This window comes from Enterobacter cloacae complex sp. 6730903 (genome assembly GCF_048283985.1).
GTDB classification, from domain to species: domain Bacteria; phylum Pseudomonadota; class Gammaproteobacteria; order Enterobacterales; family Enterobacteriaceae; genus Enterobacter; species Enterobacter hormaechei_C.
The window spans coordinates 138807-154878 of sequence record NZ_JBLVXX010000006.1; the positions used below are offsets into that span (position 1 = coordinate 138807).

At 54.6% G+C, this 16072-nt stretch carries 13 protein-coding genes and 5 tRNA genes; 15 read left to right on the forward strand and 3 right to left on the reverse strand.

What is annotated here, in order from left to right:
* Window positions 1–108 precede the first annotated feature (108 nt).
* Window positions 109–2478 carry a molybdopterin guanine dinucleotide-containing S/N-oxide reductase gene (locus ACNQ0W_RS05025; RefSeq protein WP_062933154.1) on the forward strand — a complete coding sequence of 790 codons (2370 nt, stop codon included), beginning with the start codon at window positions 109–111 and terminating at the stop codon, window positions 2476–2478.
* On the opposite strand, the gene ACNQ0W_RS05030 is transcribed toward ACNQ0W_RS05025, so the two are convergent.
* Both ACNQ0W_RS05030 and tag read right to left on the reverse strand, forming a co-directional pair.
* Window positions 2447–2887 carry an N-acetyltransferase gene (locus ACNQ0W_RS05030; RefSeq protein WP_015569985.1) on the reverse strand — a complete coding sequence of 147 codons (441 nt, stop codon included), beginning with the start codon at window positions 2885–2887 and terminating at the stop codon, window positions 2447–2449. The two genes, ACNQ0W_RS05025 and ACNQ0W_RS05030, sit on opposite strands and share 32 nt — an antisense overlap.
* Entirely contained in the window at window positions 2865–3446 is a 582-nt protein-coding gene (tag, locus tag ACNQ0W_RS05035; protein WP_062933155.1) for a DNA-3-methyladenine glycosylase I, read from the reverse strand. Before tag ends, ACNQ0W_RS05030 begins: the two co-directional genes overlap by 23 nt.
* A gap of 160 nt (window positions 3447–3606) precedes the next feature.
* Here tag and ACNQ0W_RS05040 point away from each other — a divergent pair, with 160 nt between their 5' ends.
* From ACNQ0W_RS05040 to dppF, 9 genes are all read left to right on the forward strand, one after another.
* A complete protein-coding gene (locus ACNQ0W_RS05040) occupies window positions 3607–4149 on the forward strand; it encodes a hypothetical protein (RefSeq protein ID WP_062933156.1) in 543 nt (180 codons plus the stop codon).
* Window positions 4150–4386: 237 nt separating this feature from the next.
* Window positions 4387–5589, forward strand: a complete 1203-nt coding sequence (locus ACNQ0W_RS05045; RefSeq protein WP_023295746.1) for an MFS transporter — start codon at window positions 4387–4389, stop codon at window positions 5587–5589.
* Between the two features lie 238 nt (window positions 5590–5827).
* The gene (eptB, locus tag ACNQ0W_RS05050) at window positions 5828–7522 is read left to right on the forward strand and encodes a kdo(2)-lipid A phosphoethanolamine 7''-transferase (protein ID WP_017383570.1); all 1695 of its coding nucleotides are present in this window, start codon (window positions 5828–5830) and stop codon (window positions 7520–7522) included.
* Window positions 7523–7613: 91 nt separating this feature from the next.
* Window positions 7614–7690: transfer RNA gene (locus ACNQ0W_RS05055), tRNA-Pro, on the forward strand.
* A 621-nt stretch (window positions 7691–8311) separates the two neighbouring features.
* On the forward strand, window positions 8312–9919 hold the full coding sequence (dppA, locus tag ACNQ0W_RS05060; RefSeq protein ID WP_003860756.1) for a dipeptide ABC transporter periplasmic-binding protein DppA: 1608 nt from the start codon (window positions 8312–8314) through the stop codon (window positions 9917–9919).
* 161 nt (window positions 9920–10080) lie between these two features.
* Window positions 10081–11100: a dipeptide ABC transporter permease DppB gene (dppB, locus tag ACNQ0W_RS05065; protein WP_006810536.1), complete on the forward strand. Its 1020-nt coding sequence runs from the start codon at window positions 10081–10083 to the stop codon at window positions 11098–11100.
* A 9-nt stretch (window positions 11101–11109) separates the two neighbouring features.
* Window positions 11110–12012 carry a dipeptide ABC transporter permease DppC gene (gene dppC / locus ACNQ0W_RS05070; protein WP_017383569.1) on the forward strand — a complete coding sequence of 301 codons (903 nt, stop codon included), beginning with the start codon at window positions 11110–11112 and terminating at the stop codon, window positions 12010–12012.
* A gap of 10 nt (window positions 12013–12022) precedes the next feature.
* Window positions 12023–13006, forward strand: coding sequence for a dipeptide ABC transporter ATP-binding protein (gene dppD / locus ACNQ0W_RS05075; RefSeq protein WP_045333501.1), 984 nt, complete (start codon window positions 12023–12025; stop codon window positions 13004–13006).
* Window positions 13003–14016, forward strand: coding sequence for a dipeptide ABC transporter ATP-binding subunit DppF (dppF, locus tag ACNQ0W_RS05080; RefSeq protein WP_017383568.1), 1014 nt, complete (start codon window positions 13003–13005; stop codon window positions 14014–14016). Before dppD ends, dppF begins: the two co-directional genes overlap by 4 nt.
* Window positions 14017–14058: 42 nt before the next feature.
* Here dppF and coaA read toward each other — a convergent pair whose 3' ends face one another.
* Complete coding sequence (coaA, locus tag ACNQ0W_RS05085; protein ID WP_015569977.1) at window positions 14059–15009, reverse strand: type I pantothenate kinase; 951 nt, start codon at window positions 15007–15009, stop codon at window positions 14059–14061.
* 317 nt (window positions 15010–15326) lie between these two features.
* Between coaA and ACNQ0W_RS05090 the strand changes: the two genes are divergently transcribed.
* The 5 genes from ACNQ0W_RS05090 to ACNQ0W_RS05110 all read left to right on the forward strand — a co-directional run.
* Window positions 15327–15402, forward strand: a tRNA-Thr gene (locus ACNQ0W_RS05090).
* Window positions 15403–15410: 8 nt separating this feature from the next.
* Window positions 15411–15495 (forward strand) — tRNA-Tyr (locus tag ACNQ0W_RS05095).
* Window positions 15496–15611: 116 nt separating this feature from the next.
* Window positions 15612–15686: transfer RNA gene (locus ACNQ0W_RS05100), tRNA-Gly, on the forward strand.
* 6 nt (window positions 15687–15692) lie between these two features.
* Window positions 15693–15768, forward strand: a tRNA-Thr gene (locus ACNQ0W_RS05105).
* A gap of 118 nt (window positions 15769–15886) precedes the next feature.
* The coding region (locus tag ACNQ0W_RS05110; RefSeq protein WP_016506124.1) for a GTP-binding protein at window positions 15887–16072 on the forward strand (186 nt) is incomplete at its 3' end.

Here is a 16072-nt window from a genome sequence, read left to right on the forward strand (position 1 = left end):
CCTTTTTATTCTTTGCCACGACGGACGTGGCAGTGGATTATGACGTCCGGATACGGAGAAAATTCAGTGTATAACTCTGAAATTTGTCACAAACGATAAATTGCCTCAATGAAAGGCCGAAACACCTGCACGCAACCAGGAGCGCACGCTTTGAGCACCTCAACAAAAACCATTCTGACCGCCGCCCACTGGGGGCCGATGCTGGTCGAAACCGATGGCGACACTGTGCTGTCGTCTCGCGGGGCTTTGCCTTCGCGCCATCTCAACTCTTTACAGACCGTCGTTCGCGATCAGGTACACAGCAAAACCCGCGTCCGCTGGCCGATGGTGCGTAAAGGCTTTCTGGCGTCACCGGATAAGCCGCAGGGTATTCGCGGGCAGGATGAGTTCGTTCGCGTGAGCTGGGACGACGCGCTGGCGCTGATCCATACCCAGCATAAACGCATTCGCGCCAGCTATGGCCCGTCGTCTATTTTTGCCGGCTCCTATGGCTGGCGCTCGAACGGCGTGCTGCATAAGGCTTCCACCCTGCTGCAACGCTATATGAGCCTGGCCGGAGGATACACCGGCCATCTGGGTGATTATTCGACCGGCGCGGCGCAGGCGATCATGCCGTATGTGGTGGGCGGGAATGAGGTTTATCAGCAGCAGACCAGCTGGCCGCTGGTGCTGGAACATACGGAGGTGGTGGTGCTCTGGAGCGCCAACCCGCTCAACACCCTGAAAATTGCCTGGAATGCGTCCGACGAGCAGGGCGTTTCCTACTTTGATGCGCTGCGCAAAAGCGGCAAGCGCATCATCTGTATCGATCCGATGCGTTCTGAAACGCTGGATTTCTTCGGCGACAGCGCCGAGTGGATCGCGCCGCATATGGGCACCGACGTGGCGATGATGCTGGGTATCGCCCATACCCTGGTGGAGAACGGCTGGCACGATACGGAATTTCTGGCGCGCTGCACCACGGGCTTCGATAAATTTGCCGACTACCTGACGGGACAAACCGACGGTATCGCCAAAACCGCAGAGTGGGCTGCGGCGATTTGCGGCGTTGATGCCGTTAAAATCCGCGAACTGGCGACGTTATTCCATAGCCGTGTCACGATGCTCATGTCCGGCTGGGGGATGCAGCGCCAGCAGTTTGGCGAGCAGAAGCACTGGATGCTGGTGACGCTCGCCGCGATGCTCGGGCAGATTGGCACACCCGGCGGCGGTTTTGGGCTTTCCTATCACTTTGCTAACGGCGGCAACCCGACGCGAAAAGCGGCGGTGCTGGCGTCCATGCAGGGCTCAGTGCAGGGTGGCGTGGACGCGGTAGATAAAATTCCGGTGGCACGCATTGTTGAAGCCCTGGAGAACCCAGGCGGGTTTTATCAGCACAACGGCCAGGATCGGCATTTCCCGGATATTAAGTTTGTCTGGTGGGCGGGTGGGGCCAACTTCACCCATCACCAGGATACTAACCGCCTGATCCGCGCCTGGCAGAAACCGGAGCTGGTGGTGATCTCGGAGTGCTTCTGGACCGCGTCAGCGAAACATGCCGATATCGTTTTGCCCGCCACGACCTCGTTCGAGCGTAACGATCTCACCATGACGGGGGATTACAGTAATCAGCATATGGTGCCGATGAAGCGCGTCGTGGCTCCCCGGGATGAAGCGCGGGATGATTTTGATGTCTTTGCCGACCTGAGTGAAATGTGGGAAGCGGGCGGTCGGGAGCGTTTCACCGAGGGCAAAACCGATCTGCAATGGCTGGAAACGTTTTACCAGATTGCCAGCCAGCGTGGGGCTGCGCAGGGCGTGACGCTGCCGCCATTCGCTGAGTTCTGGGAGGCGAATCAACTCTTCGAAATGCCGGAAAGCGAGCAGAATGCGCGGTTTGTGCGCTTTGCTGACTTCCGTCGCGATCCGGAGAATCACCCGCTAAAAACCGAAAGCGGGAAGATTGTGATCTACAGCGAACGCATCGCCAGCTTTGGCTACGCGGACTGTCCGCCACATCCGGCGTGGCTGGAGCCGGACGAATGGCATGGCAATGCGCAGCCGGGGCAGCTTCAGCTGCTGTCTGCCCATCCCGCCCATCGTCTGCACAGCCAGCTCAACTATTCGGCTCTGCGCGAGCAGTATGCGGTGGCGGGTCGTGAGCCGATTGCGCTGAACAGCGATGACGCAAAGGCGCGGGGGATTAACCACGGCGACCTCGTTCGGGTCTGGAACGCGCGCGGGCAGGTGCTGGCAGGTGCCGTGGTGAGTGACGGGATCCGCCCTGGCGTTTTCTGCATTCATCAGGGCGCATGGCCTGATCTGGCGCTGGACGAGGGCGGTATTTGTAAGAACGGCGCCGTAAACGTGCTGACCAAAGATCTCCCCAGCTCGAAGCTGGGGAATGGCTGCGCGGGGAATACGGCGCTGGCATGGGTGGAGAAATATGAGGGACCGGCGCTTACCCTTACGGCGTTTGATCCGCCTGCCAGCTCATGATCCACGTCGGGTGTTGGGTATCATCCTGCCAGGCGCTGTCTTCGATGCGAAAACCCTGAGCATGATAGAAATTCACCGCCCGCACGTTTTTCTGATACACCTCCAGAGTTAAATACGGATAGTGCTGCTGAACGTGGTTCAGCAGCGCACGCCCGATCCCCTTTCCGATGAACGCCGGGGCGATAAACAACGCCCCCACGAACTGGAACTGCATGACGCTGATAAAACCGCACAGGGTACCGTTTTCTTCCCAGACCCAGGTCTCGGCGGCGGGAAGGTATTCATCCCGCACTACCGCTTCATTCGCTTGCCAGTAACTTGCGTCGATAAACGGATGCGCCTCGGTGGTGCTCTCCAGCCACAGACTCAAAAGCGGAGCAGTGTCCTCACTTTGCCATTTGCGGATCATGGTGGCCCTCCGGATGGCAGAAGCAGCCCGTAATGTGGTCATTGATCAGCCCGCAGGCCTGCATAAAGGAGTAACAGATGGTGGTGCCCACAAACTTAAAGCCGCGTTTTTTCAGCGCTTTCGACAGGGCATCTGAGGCGGGGGTCGACGTTGGGATCTCTGCAAGCGTGGCGGCCTGCGTCACCTTCGGCTCGTTATCCACAAACGACCAGACGAATGCTGAGAAGGGTTCGCCGTTTTGCTCCATCGCCAGATAAGCACGCGCGTTACCAATAATGGCCTGAATTTTACCGCGATGGCGGATGATACCGGTATCCAGAACCAGCCTTTCCACGTCTTCGTCGTTCATGGCGGCAACCGCTACCGGATCGAACTGGTGGAAGGCTTTGCGATAGTTCTCACGCTTTTTCAGAACGGTGATCCACGACAGTCCGGCCTGCTGGCCTTCAAGGCAAATCATTTCAAACAGTTTTTTACCGTCGGTTTCCGGTACGCCCCATTCCTTGTCGTGATAATCGATATAAAACTGATCCTGGCTTACCCAGCCGCAACGTTGCATAGGTCATCTCCCTTCCTGATACGGTAAACGCAAAAATTTCAATCTGCCCGGCTTGACGTGTCTGCTAAAGAGACAATAGTTAATACAGGGCTATACGCCCTAATACCTCTTCGAACAATGACATATATCGCCGAACTCGGCTCTTTCTGGAGTCGCTTTGATGATGATAAAAAAAATCAGTGGTCGCCATGCTGCTTCTGGCCTGGTGGGTGTTTCAGCCTGCCTGCTTTTTTGTAACACCGCTTTTGCGTGGCAACAGGAATATATCGTTTCAGATGCACAAAGTAATACGACGGAACGCTATACATGGGACGCCGATCACCAACCTCGTTATGAAGATATTCTCGCGGAGCGTATTAACCATTCGCAGAATGCTGCGGGGTTTGCCCTGAACGACCCATCCGGTTCAGATGCGGAAACCGTTCTGAGCGTTGGCTGGAATTTTCCCGTGGCGGGACATTTCACCACCGGGCCCGTCATGGCGTGGCGCACTGATGGCGCTCCCCCCGTACCGGTGAATGCGTTTGAGGATACAACCACCACGCAGTCGCTTACCGATCCACTCTGGCATGCCAGCGTGAACTCGTTGGGGTGGCGTGTCGATACGCAGTATGGTGATTTACATCCCTGGGCGAAGATCAGCTATAACCAACAAGCTGAAGAAGAATATTTATATACGCTGGGATTGAGCGCCAAATTTTAAAGGTTGTTATTTTTTTAAACGCTACGATAACATATTTTATACAATGATGACGGGGTCTGGAGCGATAGTACTCACTAACAGGACAGCGCTTCATTCTCCGGCAAGGTCATTCATTCCCGCTTCCAGGCATTTCATTCCGTTTCTCCTGCATTTCATGCCATTTTACCCCTGGCGTTATGGGGTTTTGTTTATCGTGTCCTCAGCGAATTTCCTTAATTTATCTTGCAGGACACTGCCATGAACACATCAACTTATAACCGCACGCGTTGGCTGACGCTATTCGGCACCATCGTTACCCAGTTCGCACTGGGATCGGTCTATACCTGGAGCCTGTTTAACAGCGCCCTGTCTGATAAGCTCGGCGCGCCAATAAGCCAGGTGGCGTTCTCCTTCGGCTTGCTGAGTCTTGGGTTAGCAATTTCCTCTTCCGTGGCGGGTAAACTTCAGGAGCGCTTCGGCGTGAAGCGTGTAACCATGGCCTCCGGGATCTTGCTGGGCGTGGGCTTCTTCCTGACGGCATATTCCGACAACCTGATGATGCTGTGGCTGAGCGCCGGGGTGCTGGTGGGGCTGGCGGACGGCGCAGGTTACCTGCTGACGCTGTCTAACTGCGTGAAGTGGTTCCCGGAGCGTAAAGGGCTTATCTCCGCGTTTGCCATTGGCTCATATGGCCTGGGCAGCCTCGGCTTCAAATTCATCGATGCGCATCTGCTGGCCTCGGTGGGGCTTGAGAAAACCTTTATGATCTGGGGCGTGATTGTGCTGGTGATGATCCTCTTCGGCGCAACGTTGATGAAAGACGCGCCGCAGCAGGAAGTGAAAACCGTTAACGGTGTGGTGGAGAATGATTTCACCCTTGCACAGTCCATGCGTAAACCGCAGTACTGGATGCTGGCGGTGATGTTCCTGACGGCCTGCATGAGCGGTCTGTATGTCATCGGCGTGGCGAAAGATATCGCGCAAGGGATGGTAAAACTGGACGCGGCGACGGCGGCGAACGCGGTAACGGTCATCTCCATTGCTAACCTCTCGGGTCGTCTGGTGCTCGGTATCCTGTCTGACAAAATCGCCCGCATCCGCGTGATTACGCTGGGGCAGGTCATCTCTCTGGTGGGCATGGCGGCGCTGCTGTTTGCACCGCTGAACGAAGCGACATTCTTTGCGGCGATAGCCTGCGTAGCCTTTAACTTTGGCGGTACCATTACCGTCTTCCCGTCGCTGGTGAGCGAGTTCTTCGGCCTGAACAATCTGGCGAAAAACTACGGTGTGATTTATCTCGGCTTCGGTATCGGCAGTATTTGCGGGTCGCTGATTGCCTCGCTGTTTGGTGGCTTCTACGTGACATTCTGCGTGATATTTGCCTTGCTGATTATTTCACTGGCACTGTCCACCACGATTCGTCAGCCGCAGCGCGAGGTATATAAAGAAGCGCATGCATGATTCGATAAAAAGGGGCCGCAGGGCCTCTTTTTTTATCGCAATATCACTTCCGGACTTGTTATTTTGTAAAAATTTTCATCGATTCACATTCTCTGCTGCCACTTTTCTTCCTCGCTGTGGTCTACTTATCGCGCTTGTAGACGTTTCTGATAACGGTTTATCTCGCACCTACTTACTCTGTCTGCTTTCTCAATGAGATTCGGCGGGTCTTTATACCCCTTCCCCCAGGGTTGTTTGCATGAAATATATCAGGTCTCTTACCCAGCAAAGATTGTGTCTGATGCTGGCTGTCTATATCGGTTTGTTTCTGAATGGCGCGGTGCTGTTCAGAAGAGTGGAAGGTTATTTTGAACACCTCACCGTAAGAAACGGAATTTTCGCCGCGATTGAAGTGTTTGGCTCAATTCTGGCAACCTTCTTCCTGCTACGTCTGCTCTCGCTTTTTGGCAGACGTACATGGCAGGTTCTGGCCTCGCTGGTGGTGATTATCTCTGCCGCCGCAAGCTATTACATGACATTCATGAACGTAGTCATTGGCTACGGTATTGTGGCCTCGGTGATGACCACGGACATCGACCTCTCGAAAGAGGTGGTGGGACAAGGGTTCATCATGTGGACGATTTTGACCTGCCTGATCCCGCTCTTCTTTATCTGGAGTAATACCTGTCGCTATACCCTGTTACGCCAGCTGCGTACCCGTGGGCAACGCATTCGTAACGTCGCCGTCGTTCTTCTGGCGGGTCTGCTGGTATGGGCGCCTATTCGTCTGATGGAAAAACAGCAAAAACGGATCGAAAAAGCGACAGGCGTAGATATGCCAAGCTATGGCGGCGTGGTGGCTAACTCGTATCTGCCGTCTAACTGGCTGTCGGCGTTAGGTCTTTATGCCTGGGCCCAGGCGGACGAATCCAGCGATGTGAAATCGCTGATTAACCCGACCAAAAAGTTCACCTACCAGGCTCCGGCTGACGGGCTGGATGATACTTACGTGGTCTTCGTTATCGGCGAAACGACGCGCTGGGATCATATGGGTATTCTCGGTTATGACCGCGATACCACCCCGAAACTGGCGCAGGAAAAGAACCTGGTGGCATACCGCGGCTACTCCTGCGATACCGCCACGAAGCTCTCGTTGCGCTGTATGTTTGTTCGTGAGGGCGGTGCGAGTGATAATCCTCAGCGCACTCTCAAAGAGCAAAACGTGTTTGCTGTTCTGAAGCAGCTTGGATTTAGCTCCGATCTGTTCGCCATGCAAAGTGAGATGTGGTTCTACACCAACACCATGGCGGATAACATCGCTTACCGCGAACAGATTGGCGCCGAGCCGCGTAACCGCGGAAAGAACGTTGATGACATGCTGCTGCTCTCTGAGATGGAACAGTCGCTGAAAAACCATCCGCAGGGTAAGCACCTTATTGTTCTGCATACCAAAGGGTCACATTACAGCTACTATCAGCGTTACACGCGCGATTTCGCTAAATGGACGCCTGAGTGCGTCGGCATTAACAAGAACTGTAGCAAGCAGGAGCTGATCAATGCCTATGATAACTCGATTCTGTATGTGGATACCTTCCTCAGCCGGGTGATCGACCAGCTTCGCGATAAGAAAGCGATTGTGATTTACGCGGCCGACCACGGCGAGTCCATCAACGAGAAAGAGCATTTACACGGCACGCCGCGTAAGCTGGCCCCGCCTGAGCAGTTCCGCGTGCCGATGATCATGTGGATGTCGGATAAGTATCTGGAAAACCCGGACAAAGCCAAAATGTTTGCCCATCTGAAACAGCAGGCAGAGATCAAGGTACCGCGCCGTCACGTTGAGCTGTACGACACCATTATGGGTTGTCTCGGCTATACCTCACCGAACGGTGGGATTAACGAAAACAACAACTGGTGTAAACTCCCTGATAACACCACAAAAGCCGCGCAGTAGCTGGTCTGGCGAGAATATCGCCAGTTGAATGGCTTTTTGAAAATAAGGGATTGACGGGGGCGCACCTCAGCAGTAAGATGCGCTCCGCATTCGGCGAGTAGCGCAGCTTGGTAGCGCAACTGGTTTGGGACCAGTGGGTCGGAGGTTCGAATCCTCTCTCGCCGACCACATTCTAAAAAGGGCTAACCGCAAGGTTAGCCCTTTTTGCATTAACGCGTTACCCCGCACGAGTCCTCAAAATACCCCTTAGCCCTGCTTCCCCCTGCCTGCTTGCGGTTTTGTGACATAATCCATTGTATTTTTTTATATATAGTTTGATCTTTTTTCGCGTTGCTTATGGATAACCTCAGCATTTTTCGCTGTGCGTTTTAACGTTCGCGGTATTTAGTGCTCAGATAATCACCATTCTGTAAGAAAATTTACCCATTCTGAATAAAACTTAATCACTGAGTGTTGCGAAATATGAAGATAATTGTGCTGCATCATGGCGAGTAGCATAAATTTCTCTGCTGAAAACTCACGGTCAGGGTTTTTTTAATCTTTGTTTGCGGTTTCTCACACTCCACGTAAATCCCCGCCACCTGTATTGACGTTTTCACATTCTGTTGACAGATTGTAGGGCACGAGGGGCATTTCAGGGAGGATCTGCGCTGCAACTCAAACGCTCTTCTGAAAGGATTCTCTATCCCTTTTAACGCCTTCGGGCATCACCGACCGGACCGGGTAAAAAATAAATAAAGGTCAGGCGGCGTAACACAACAAAGCAAAACATCACATTGGAGCACAATAATGAGTATTTCCTTGAAGAAGTCAGGGATGCTGAAGCTTGGTCTGAGCCTGGTGGCCATGACCGTTGCAGCAAGCGTACAGGCAAAAACCCTGGTTTACTGTTCTGAAGGCTCTCCGGAAGGCTTTAACCCACAGCTCTTTACCTCTGGTACGACTTACGACGCAAGCTCTGTACCGATCTATAACCGTCTGGTTGAATTTAAAACCGGCACCACGGAAGTAATTCCTGGCCTGGCTGAAAAGTGGGATATCAGCGAAGACGGTAAAACCTATACCTTCCACCTGCGCCAGGGCGTGAAGTGGCAGGACAGCAAAGAATTTAAACCTACGCGCGACTTTAACGCCGACGACGTTGTGTTCTCCTTCGACCGTCAGAAAAATGCCCAGAACCCGTACCATAAAGTGTCTGGCGGCAGCTATGAATACTTCGAAGGGATGGGTCTGCCAGACCTGATCGCTGAAGTGAAAAAAGTGGACGATAAAACCGTTCAGTTTGTACTGACGCGTCCGGAAGCGCCATTCCTGGCTGACCTGGCGATGGACTTCGCCTCGATTCTCTCTAAAGAGTACGCGGACAACATGCTGAAAGCCGGCACCCCGGAAAAAGTGGACCTGAACCCAATCGGTACCGGCCCGTTCCAGCTGCTTCAGTACCAGAAAGATTCCCGTATTCTGTATAAAGCCTTCCCGGGCTACTGGGGCACCAAGCCGCAGATCGACCGCCTGGTCTTCTCCATCACGCCTGACGCATCCGTGCGTTACGCAAAATTGCAGAAAAACGAATGTCAGGTGATGCCGTATCCAAACCCGGCTGACATCGCGCGCATGAAGCAGGACAAAAATATCAACCTGCTGGAGCAGGCGGGCCTGAACGTGGGTTATCTCTCCTTCAACACCGAGAAGAAACCGTTCGATGACGTGAAAGTGCGCCAGGCGCTGACTTACGCGGTGAACAAAGAAGCGATCATCAAAGCCGTTTACCAGGGCGCGGGCGTTGCGGCCAAGAACCTGATCCCACCAACCATGTGGGGCTATAACGACGACATTAAGGACTACACCTACGATCCTGAGAAAGCGAAAGCGCTGCTGAAAGAAGCGGGCCAGGACAAAGGCTTCACCGTCGAGCTGTGGGCGATGCCGGTACAGCGTCCTTACAACCCGAACGCACGTCGTATGGCGGAAATGGTTCAGGCTGACTGGGCGAAGATTGGCGTACAGGCCAAGATTGTGACCTACGAGTGGGGCGAGTACCTGAAGCGCGCCAAAGCGGGCGAACACCAGGCGGTCATGATGGGCTGGACCGGCGACAACGGGGATCCGGACAACTTCTTCGCGACCCTGTTCAGCTGTGCGGCAGCGAAAGACGGTTCCAACTACTCTCGCTGGTGCTACAAGCCGTTTGAAGATCTGATCCAGCCGGCGCGTGCGACCGACGATCACAACAAACGTATCGAACTGTACAAGCAAGCTCAGGTTGTCATGCACGATCAGGCTCCGGCGCTGATTGTTGCTCACTCCACCGTGTACGAGCCAGTGCGTAAAGAAGTGAAGGGCTACGTGGTCGATCCACTGGGCAAACACCACTTCGAAAACGTGTCTGTTGAATAATAAGTAGGGTGTTCTCCCTCTCCCTTTGGGAGAGGGCAGGGGTGAGGGTCGTGCATGCCCCCCCTCACCCTAACCCTCTTCCACAGGGAGAGGAAATTTACATTTGTGAGCAATACAGACGTCATGCCACTGGGCGTGCGTCATCAGAGAGAATCCGGGTTATGTTGCAGTTCATCCTCCGACGTCTGGGACTGGTTATCCCGACGTTTATCGGTATCACCCTTCTCACTTTTGCCTTCGTCCATATGATCCCGGGTGACCCGGTAATGATTATGGCAGGCGAGCGTGGTATCTCCCCTGAACGTCATGCGCAACTGCTGGCTGAACTCGGCCTTGATAAGCCGATGTGGCAGCAGTATCTCCACTATATCTGGGGCGTGTTGCACGGCGATTTAGGGATTTCACTGAAAAGCCGTCTTCCGGTGTGGGACGAGTTCGTGCCGCGCTTTAAAGCGACGCTGGAACTCGGTATCTGCGCCATGATCTTCGCGACCGCGGTAGGGATCCCCGTTGGCGTACTGGCTGCCGTTAAGCGTGGCTCTATTTTCGACCACACCGCTGTTGGCCTGGCACTGACCGGCTACTCCATGCCTATCTTCTGGTGGGGCATGATGCTGATCATGCTGGTCTCGGTGCAGTGGAACCTGACGCCGGTCTCCGGACGCGTCAGCGATATGGTTTTCCTTGACGACACCAACCCGTTAACCGGCTTTATGCTGATTGATACGGCGATCTGGGGCGAAGAGGGCAACTTCATTGATGCGGTTGCGCACATGATCCTGCCTGCAATGGTGCTGGGCACCATCCCTCTGGCGGTGATCGTGCGTATGACCCGTTCCTCCATGCTGGAAGTGCTGGGCGAGGATTATATTCGTACTGCCCGCGCTAAAGGCCTGACCCGTATGCGCGTCATCATCATTCATGCCCTGCGTAACGCTATGCTGCCGGTGGTGACCGTTATCGGTTTGCAGGTCGGTACGCTGCTGGCGGGGGCGATCCTGACCGAAACCATCTTCTCCTGGCCGGGTCTTGGACGCTGGCTGATTGATGCGCTGCAACGCCGTGACTATCCGGTTGTGCAGGGCGGTGTACTGCTGGTCGCGACGATGATTATCCTCGTCAACCTGCTGGTCGATTTGCTGTACGGCGTGGTGAACCCGCGTATTCGTCATAAGAAGTAAGGGGCCATCATGTCACAAGTTACTCAAAATAAAGTGGTCACCGCACCGGTGCCAATGACGCCGATGCAGGAGTTCTGGCACTACTTCAAGCGCAACAAAGGCGCGGTCGTCGGGCTGGTGTATGTTTCCATCATGATCCTGATTGCGGTGTTTGCGAACTTCCTTGCGCCGTATAACCCGGCTGATCAGTTCCGCGATGCGCTGCTGGCACCTCCTGCATGGCAGGACGGCGGAAGCCTGACGCACCTGCTGGGCACCGACGACGTGGGCCGCGATGTGCTGTCGCGCCTGATGTACGGCGCACGCCTGTCGCTGCTGGTTGGCTGCCTCGTTGTCGTACTGTCGCTGATCATGGGGATCGTACTCGGCCTGGTGGCAGGCTACTTCGGCGGCATTGTTGATAACATCATCATGCGCGTCGTCGACATTATGCTGGCATTGCCAAGCCTGCTGCTGGCGCTGGTGCTGGTGGCGATCTTTGGTCCGTCGATTGGTAACGCCGCGCTTGCGCTGACGTTTGTTGCGCTACCGCATTACGTGCGTCTGACCCGTGCGGCGGTGCTGGTGGAAGTGAACCGCGACTACGTTACCGCCTCTCGCGTGGCGGGTGCCGGTGCGATGCGTCAGATGTTTATCAATATCTTCCCAAACTGCCTTGCGCCGCTGATCGTTCAGGCGTCGCTCGGTTTCTCTAACGCCATTCTTGATATGGCCGCTCTTGGCTTCCTTGGCATGGGTGCGCAGCCGCCAACACCGGAGTGGGGCACCATGCTCTCCGACGTGTTGCAGTTCGCGCAAAGCGCCTGGTGGGTCGTCACCTTCCCGGGTCTGGCGATTCTGCTGACGGTGCTGGCATTTAACCTGATGGGTGACGGTCTGCGTGATGCACTTGATCCCAAACTGAAGCAGTAAGAGGCACGAGATGGCGTTATTAAATGTAGATAAATTATCCGTGCACTTTGGCGACGAAGGCACACCGTTTCGCGCCGTGGACCGCATCAGCTACAGCGTTAATCAGGGCGAAGTGGTCGGGATTGTAGGAGAGTCGGGCTCCGGTAAGTCAGTGAGTTCGCTGGCGATTATGGGGCTGATTGACTACCCCGGACGCGTGATGGCGGAAAATCTGGAGTTCAACGGTCAGGATCTGAAGCGCATTTCCGAAAAACAGCGCCGCCAGCTGGTGGGCGCGGAAGTGGCGATGATCTTCCAGGATCCCATGACCAGCCTGAACCCGTGCTACACCGTGGGTTTCCAGATTATGGAAGCCATTAAGGTGCATCAGGGTGGTAACAAGAAAACCCGTCGCCAGCGTGCTATCGATCTGCTGAACCAGGTGGGGATACCTGACCCGGCATCGCGTCTGGACGTTTACCCGCATCAGCTTTCCGGCGGCATGAGCCAGCGCGTGATGATCGCCATGGCGATTGCCTGTCGACCAAAACTGCTGATTGCGGATGAACCAACTACCGCGCTGGACGTGACCATCCAGGCGCAAATCATCGAGCTGCTGCTGGAGTTGCAGCAGAAAGAGAATATGGCGCTGGTGCTGATTACGCACGACCTGGCGCTGGTGGCGGAAGCGGCACACAAAATCATCGTGATGTACGCGGGTCAGGTGGTGGAGACCGGAAGTTCGCACGATATCTTCCGCGCGCCGCGTCATCCGTATACGCAGGCATTGCTGCGTGCGCTGCCGGAGTTTGCCCAGGACAAAGCGCGTCTGGCGTCGTTGCCGGGCGTGGTTCCGGGTAAATATGACCGTCCGCAGGGCTGCCTGCTGAATCCGCGCTGCCCGTATGCGACGGATAAATGCCGCGCCGAGGAGCCAGAGCTGAATCTGCTGGCCGATGGTCGGCAGTCAAAATGCCACTACCCACTCGATGATGCCGGGAGGCCAACACTATGAGTACGCACGAGGCCACCACGCAACAGCCGCTGTTGCAGGCTATCGACCTGAAAAAACATTACCCGGTGAAGAAGGGGATTTTTGCCCCCGAGCGCCTGGTAAAAGCGCTGGACGGCGTCTCCTTCAGCCTTGAACGCGGTAAAACGCTGGCGGTCGTCGGGGAGTCGGGCTGTGGGAAATCCACGCTGGGCCGTCTGCTGACGATGATCGAAACGCCAACCGGCGGCGAGCTTTACTATCAGGGACAGGATCTGCTCAAGCACGATCCGCAGGCGCAGAAGCTGCGCCGCCAGAAAATCCAGATCGTATTCCAGAACCCGTACGGCTCTCTGAATCCGCGGAAGAAAGTCGGGCAAATTCTGGAAGAGCCGCTGCTGATTAACAGTAATCTGAGCAAAGAGCAGCGTCGTGAAAAAGCGCTGGCGATGATGGCGAAAGTAGGGCTTAAAACCGAGCATTACGATCGCTACCCGCATATGTTCTCTGGCGGTCAGCGTCAGCGTATTGCCATCGCCCGTGGGTTGATGCTTGACCCGGACGTGGTGATTGCCGATGAGCCGGTCTCAGCGCTTGATGTGTCCGTTCGTGCGCAGGTGCTTAACCTGATGATGGATTTACAGCAGGATCTTGGGCTGTCGTACGTCTTCATCTCCCATGACCTGTCCGTGGTTGAGCACATTGCCGATGAGGTGATGGTGATGTATCTGGGACGCTGCGTGGAGAAGGGGACGAAAGATCAGATCTTTACTAACCCGCGTCATCCGTATACCCAGGCGCTGCTGTCTGCGACGCCGCGGCTGAACCCGGATGACCGCCGTGAGCGCATCAAGCTGACCGGCGAGTTGCCAAGCCCGCTGAACCCGCCGCCGGGATGTGCGTTCAACGCCCGCTGCCGTCGCCGCTTCGGTCCGTGCACGCAGTTGCAGCCACAACTGAAGGATTATGGCGGACAGCTGGTGGCCTGCTTCGCGGTCGATCAGGATGAAAACGGCGAAAAGCCGCAGGCATAAATAAAAAAACCGGCGCTAAGCCGGTTTTTTTACGTCTGAGATCTACTTCCGTAAACGAATCTGGTCGACGGCGTGTTTCTCACTCTTGGTGAGGATCAGGCTTGCACGTTCGCGAGTCGGCAGGATGTTCTCTTTGAGGTTGACGTAGTTGATCTCATTCCACAGCCCGGTCGCCACGCTGATAGCCTCTTCTTCAGAGAGCTGGGCGTAGTTGTGGAAGTAGGAATCCGGGTCGGTGAACGCCCCTTCGCGGAACTTCAGGAAGCGGTTGATATACCAGCGTTGCAGCAAATCTTCCGGCGCATCGACATAAATTGAGAAATCGACAAAGTCAGAGACAAACACATGATGCGGATCGTGAGGGTAATCCATCCCGCTTTGCAGGACGTTTAAGCCTTCCAGAATCAGGATGTCGGGCTGCACAACCGTTTTGTCGCCGTCCGGGATGCGGTCGTAGATCAGATGCGAGTAAACCGGCGCGGTGACGTGAGGTACGCCTGATTTTAAATCAGAGACAAACTTTACCAGGCGGTGCATATCATAAGAGAGCGGGAAGCCCTTCTTTTTCATCAGACCGCGTTCTTTTAACACCTCGTTGGGATGCAGGAAGCCGTCGGTGGTGATCAGCTCCACGCTGCGGTGTTCCGGCCAGCGGCTCAGCAGCGCCTGTAGCACGCGCGCGGTGGTACTTTTACCCACTGCCACGCTACCCGCAATACTGATGATATAAGGAATACGTTGACCGTTCGTGCCGAGGAATTGTTCCAGTACGGCCTGACGACGCAAATTGGAGCTGATATAGAAGTTAAGCAAGCGAGAGAGGGGGAGATAGATTTCTGCCACCTCTTCCAGGGAGAGATCTTCGTTTATCCCTTTTAGCCGTGCGATTTCACCTTCCGTCAGTGTCATAGGGACGGAGTCACGCAGGGCTGCCCACTGGCTACGGTTAAACTGAAGATAGGGCGTCATTAACGTTTGCTCTTTTTTGCTCATAAGCATGCTTCTGTGAACCATCACGAAACGGCGGGTGCGGGCTCATCACATAGTTAATTTTGGACAATGGGCAGGAGGTTAACACCAGATGAGAGGAATAATAAGAAAAAATATGGGAAAGCGATGCTTAACCGGGCAGGCATCACCTGGGGCTATAGCGTGCCGAAATCAGGCGTTCATGTTGAATTTTTAACCGTGAGCGGATGAATTTACAGCGGTTAGCCCTGGTTTCGAATAAAATGTGAGCGAAAGAACGTTTTATGCAATTTTTTAGTTGCATGACTGCGCAGGTCTCCATAGAATGCGCGCTACTTGATGCCGACTTAGCTCAGTAGGTAGAGCAACTGACTTGTAATCAGTAGGTCACCAGTTCGATTCCGGTAGTCGGCACCATCAAGTCCGGTGGGGTTCCCGAGCGGCCAAAGGGAGCAGACTGTAAATCTGCCGTCACAGACTTCGAAGGTTCGAATCCTTCCCCCACCACCACTTTCTGGCAGCGTCAACGCCGCCGGAGCTGGTTGGAAAAATTGACCAGCTCGAACAGAAAAGAGAGAAATCTCTTTTTTTGTTACAGAAAGAACTGGGTAGCCGAGTTTCAGGATGCGGGCATCGTATAATGGCTATTACCTCAGCCTTCCAAGCTGATGATGCGGGTTCGATTCCCGCTGCCCGCTCCAATACGTGCTGATATGGCTCAGTTGGTAGAGCGCACCCTTGGTAAGGGTGAGGTCCCCAGTTCGACTCTGGGTATCAGCACCACTTCACTTCTCCCTCCCTTTCTCTCTGTTTCAATGTAAATGTATTCAACAGTTCAGGCATTTTCGCCTGGTTGATGTGGTGATATCACCGATTTATCCGTGTCTTAGAGGGACAATCGATGTCTAAAGAAAAGTTTGAACGTACAAAACCGCACGTTAACGTCGGTACTATCGGCCACGTTGACCATGGTAAAACAACGCTGACCGCTGCAATCACTACCGTACTGGCTAAAACCTACGGCGGTGCTGCTCGTGCTTTCGACCAGATCGATAACGCACCAGAAGAAAAAGCTCGTGGTATCACC

Excerpts from the sequence above, each read along its gene's own strand:
- ACNQ0W_RS05025 (WP_062933154.1), top strand. The coding sequence starts at position 109 with ATGAAAGGCCGAAACACCTGCACGCAACCAGGAGCGCACGCTTTGAGC.
- dppC (WP_017383569.1), top strand. The coding sequence starts at position 11,110 with ATGTCACAAGTTACTCAAAATAAAGTGGTCACCGCACCGGTGCCAATG.
- eptB (WP_017383570.1), top strand. The coding sequence starts at position 5,828 with ATGAAATATATCAGGTCTCTTACCCAGCAAAGATTGTGTCTGATGCTG.
- tag (WP_062933155.1), bottom strand. The coding sequence starts at position 3,446 with ATGCAACGTTGCGGCTGGGTAAGCCAGGATCAGTTTTATATCGATTAT.
- dppA (WP_003860756.1), top strand. The coding sequence starts at position 8,312 with ATGAGTATTTCCTTGAAGAAGTCAGGGATGCTGAAGCTTGGTCTGAGC.
- dppD (WP_045333501.1), top strand. The coding sequence starts at position 12,023 with ATGGCGTTATTAAATGTAGATAAATTATCCGTGCACTTTGGCGACGAA.
- ACNQ0W_RS05040 (WP_062933156.1), top strand. The coding sequence starts at position 3,607 with ATGATGATAAAAAAAATCAGTGGTCGCCATGCTGCTTCTGGCCTGGTG.
- dppF (WP_017383568.1), top strand. The coding sequence starts at position 13,003 with ATGAGTACGCACGAGGCCACCACGCAACAGCCGCTGTTGCAGGCTATC.
- ACNQ0W_RS05045 (WP_023295746.1), top strand. The coding sequence starts at position 4,387 with ATGAACACATCAACTTATAACCGCACGCGTTGGCTGACGCTATTCGGC.
- dppB (WP_006810536.1), top strand. The coding sequence starts at position 10,081 with ATGTTGCAGTTCATCCTCCGACGTCTGGGACTGGTTATCCCGACGTTT.
- coaA (WP_015569977.1), bottom strand. The coding sequence starts at position 15,009 with ATGAGCAAAAAAGAGCAAACGTTAATGACGCCCTATCTTCAGTTTAAC.
- ACNQ0W_RS05030 (WP_015569985.1), bottom strand. The coding sequence starts at position 2,887 with ATGATCCGCAAATGGCAAAGTGAGGACACTGCTCCGCTTTTGAGTCTG.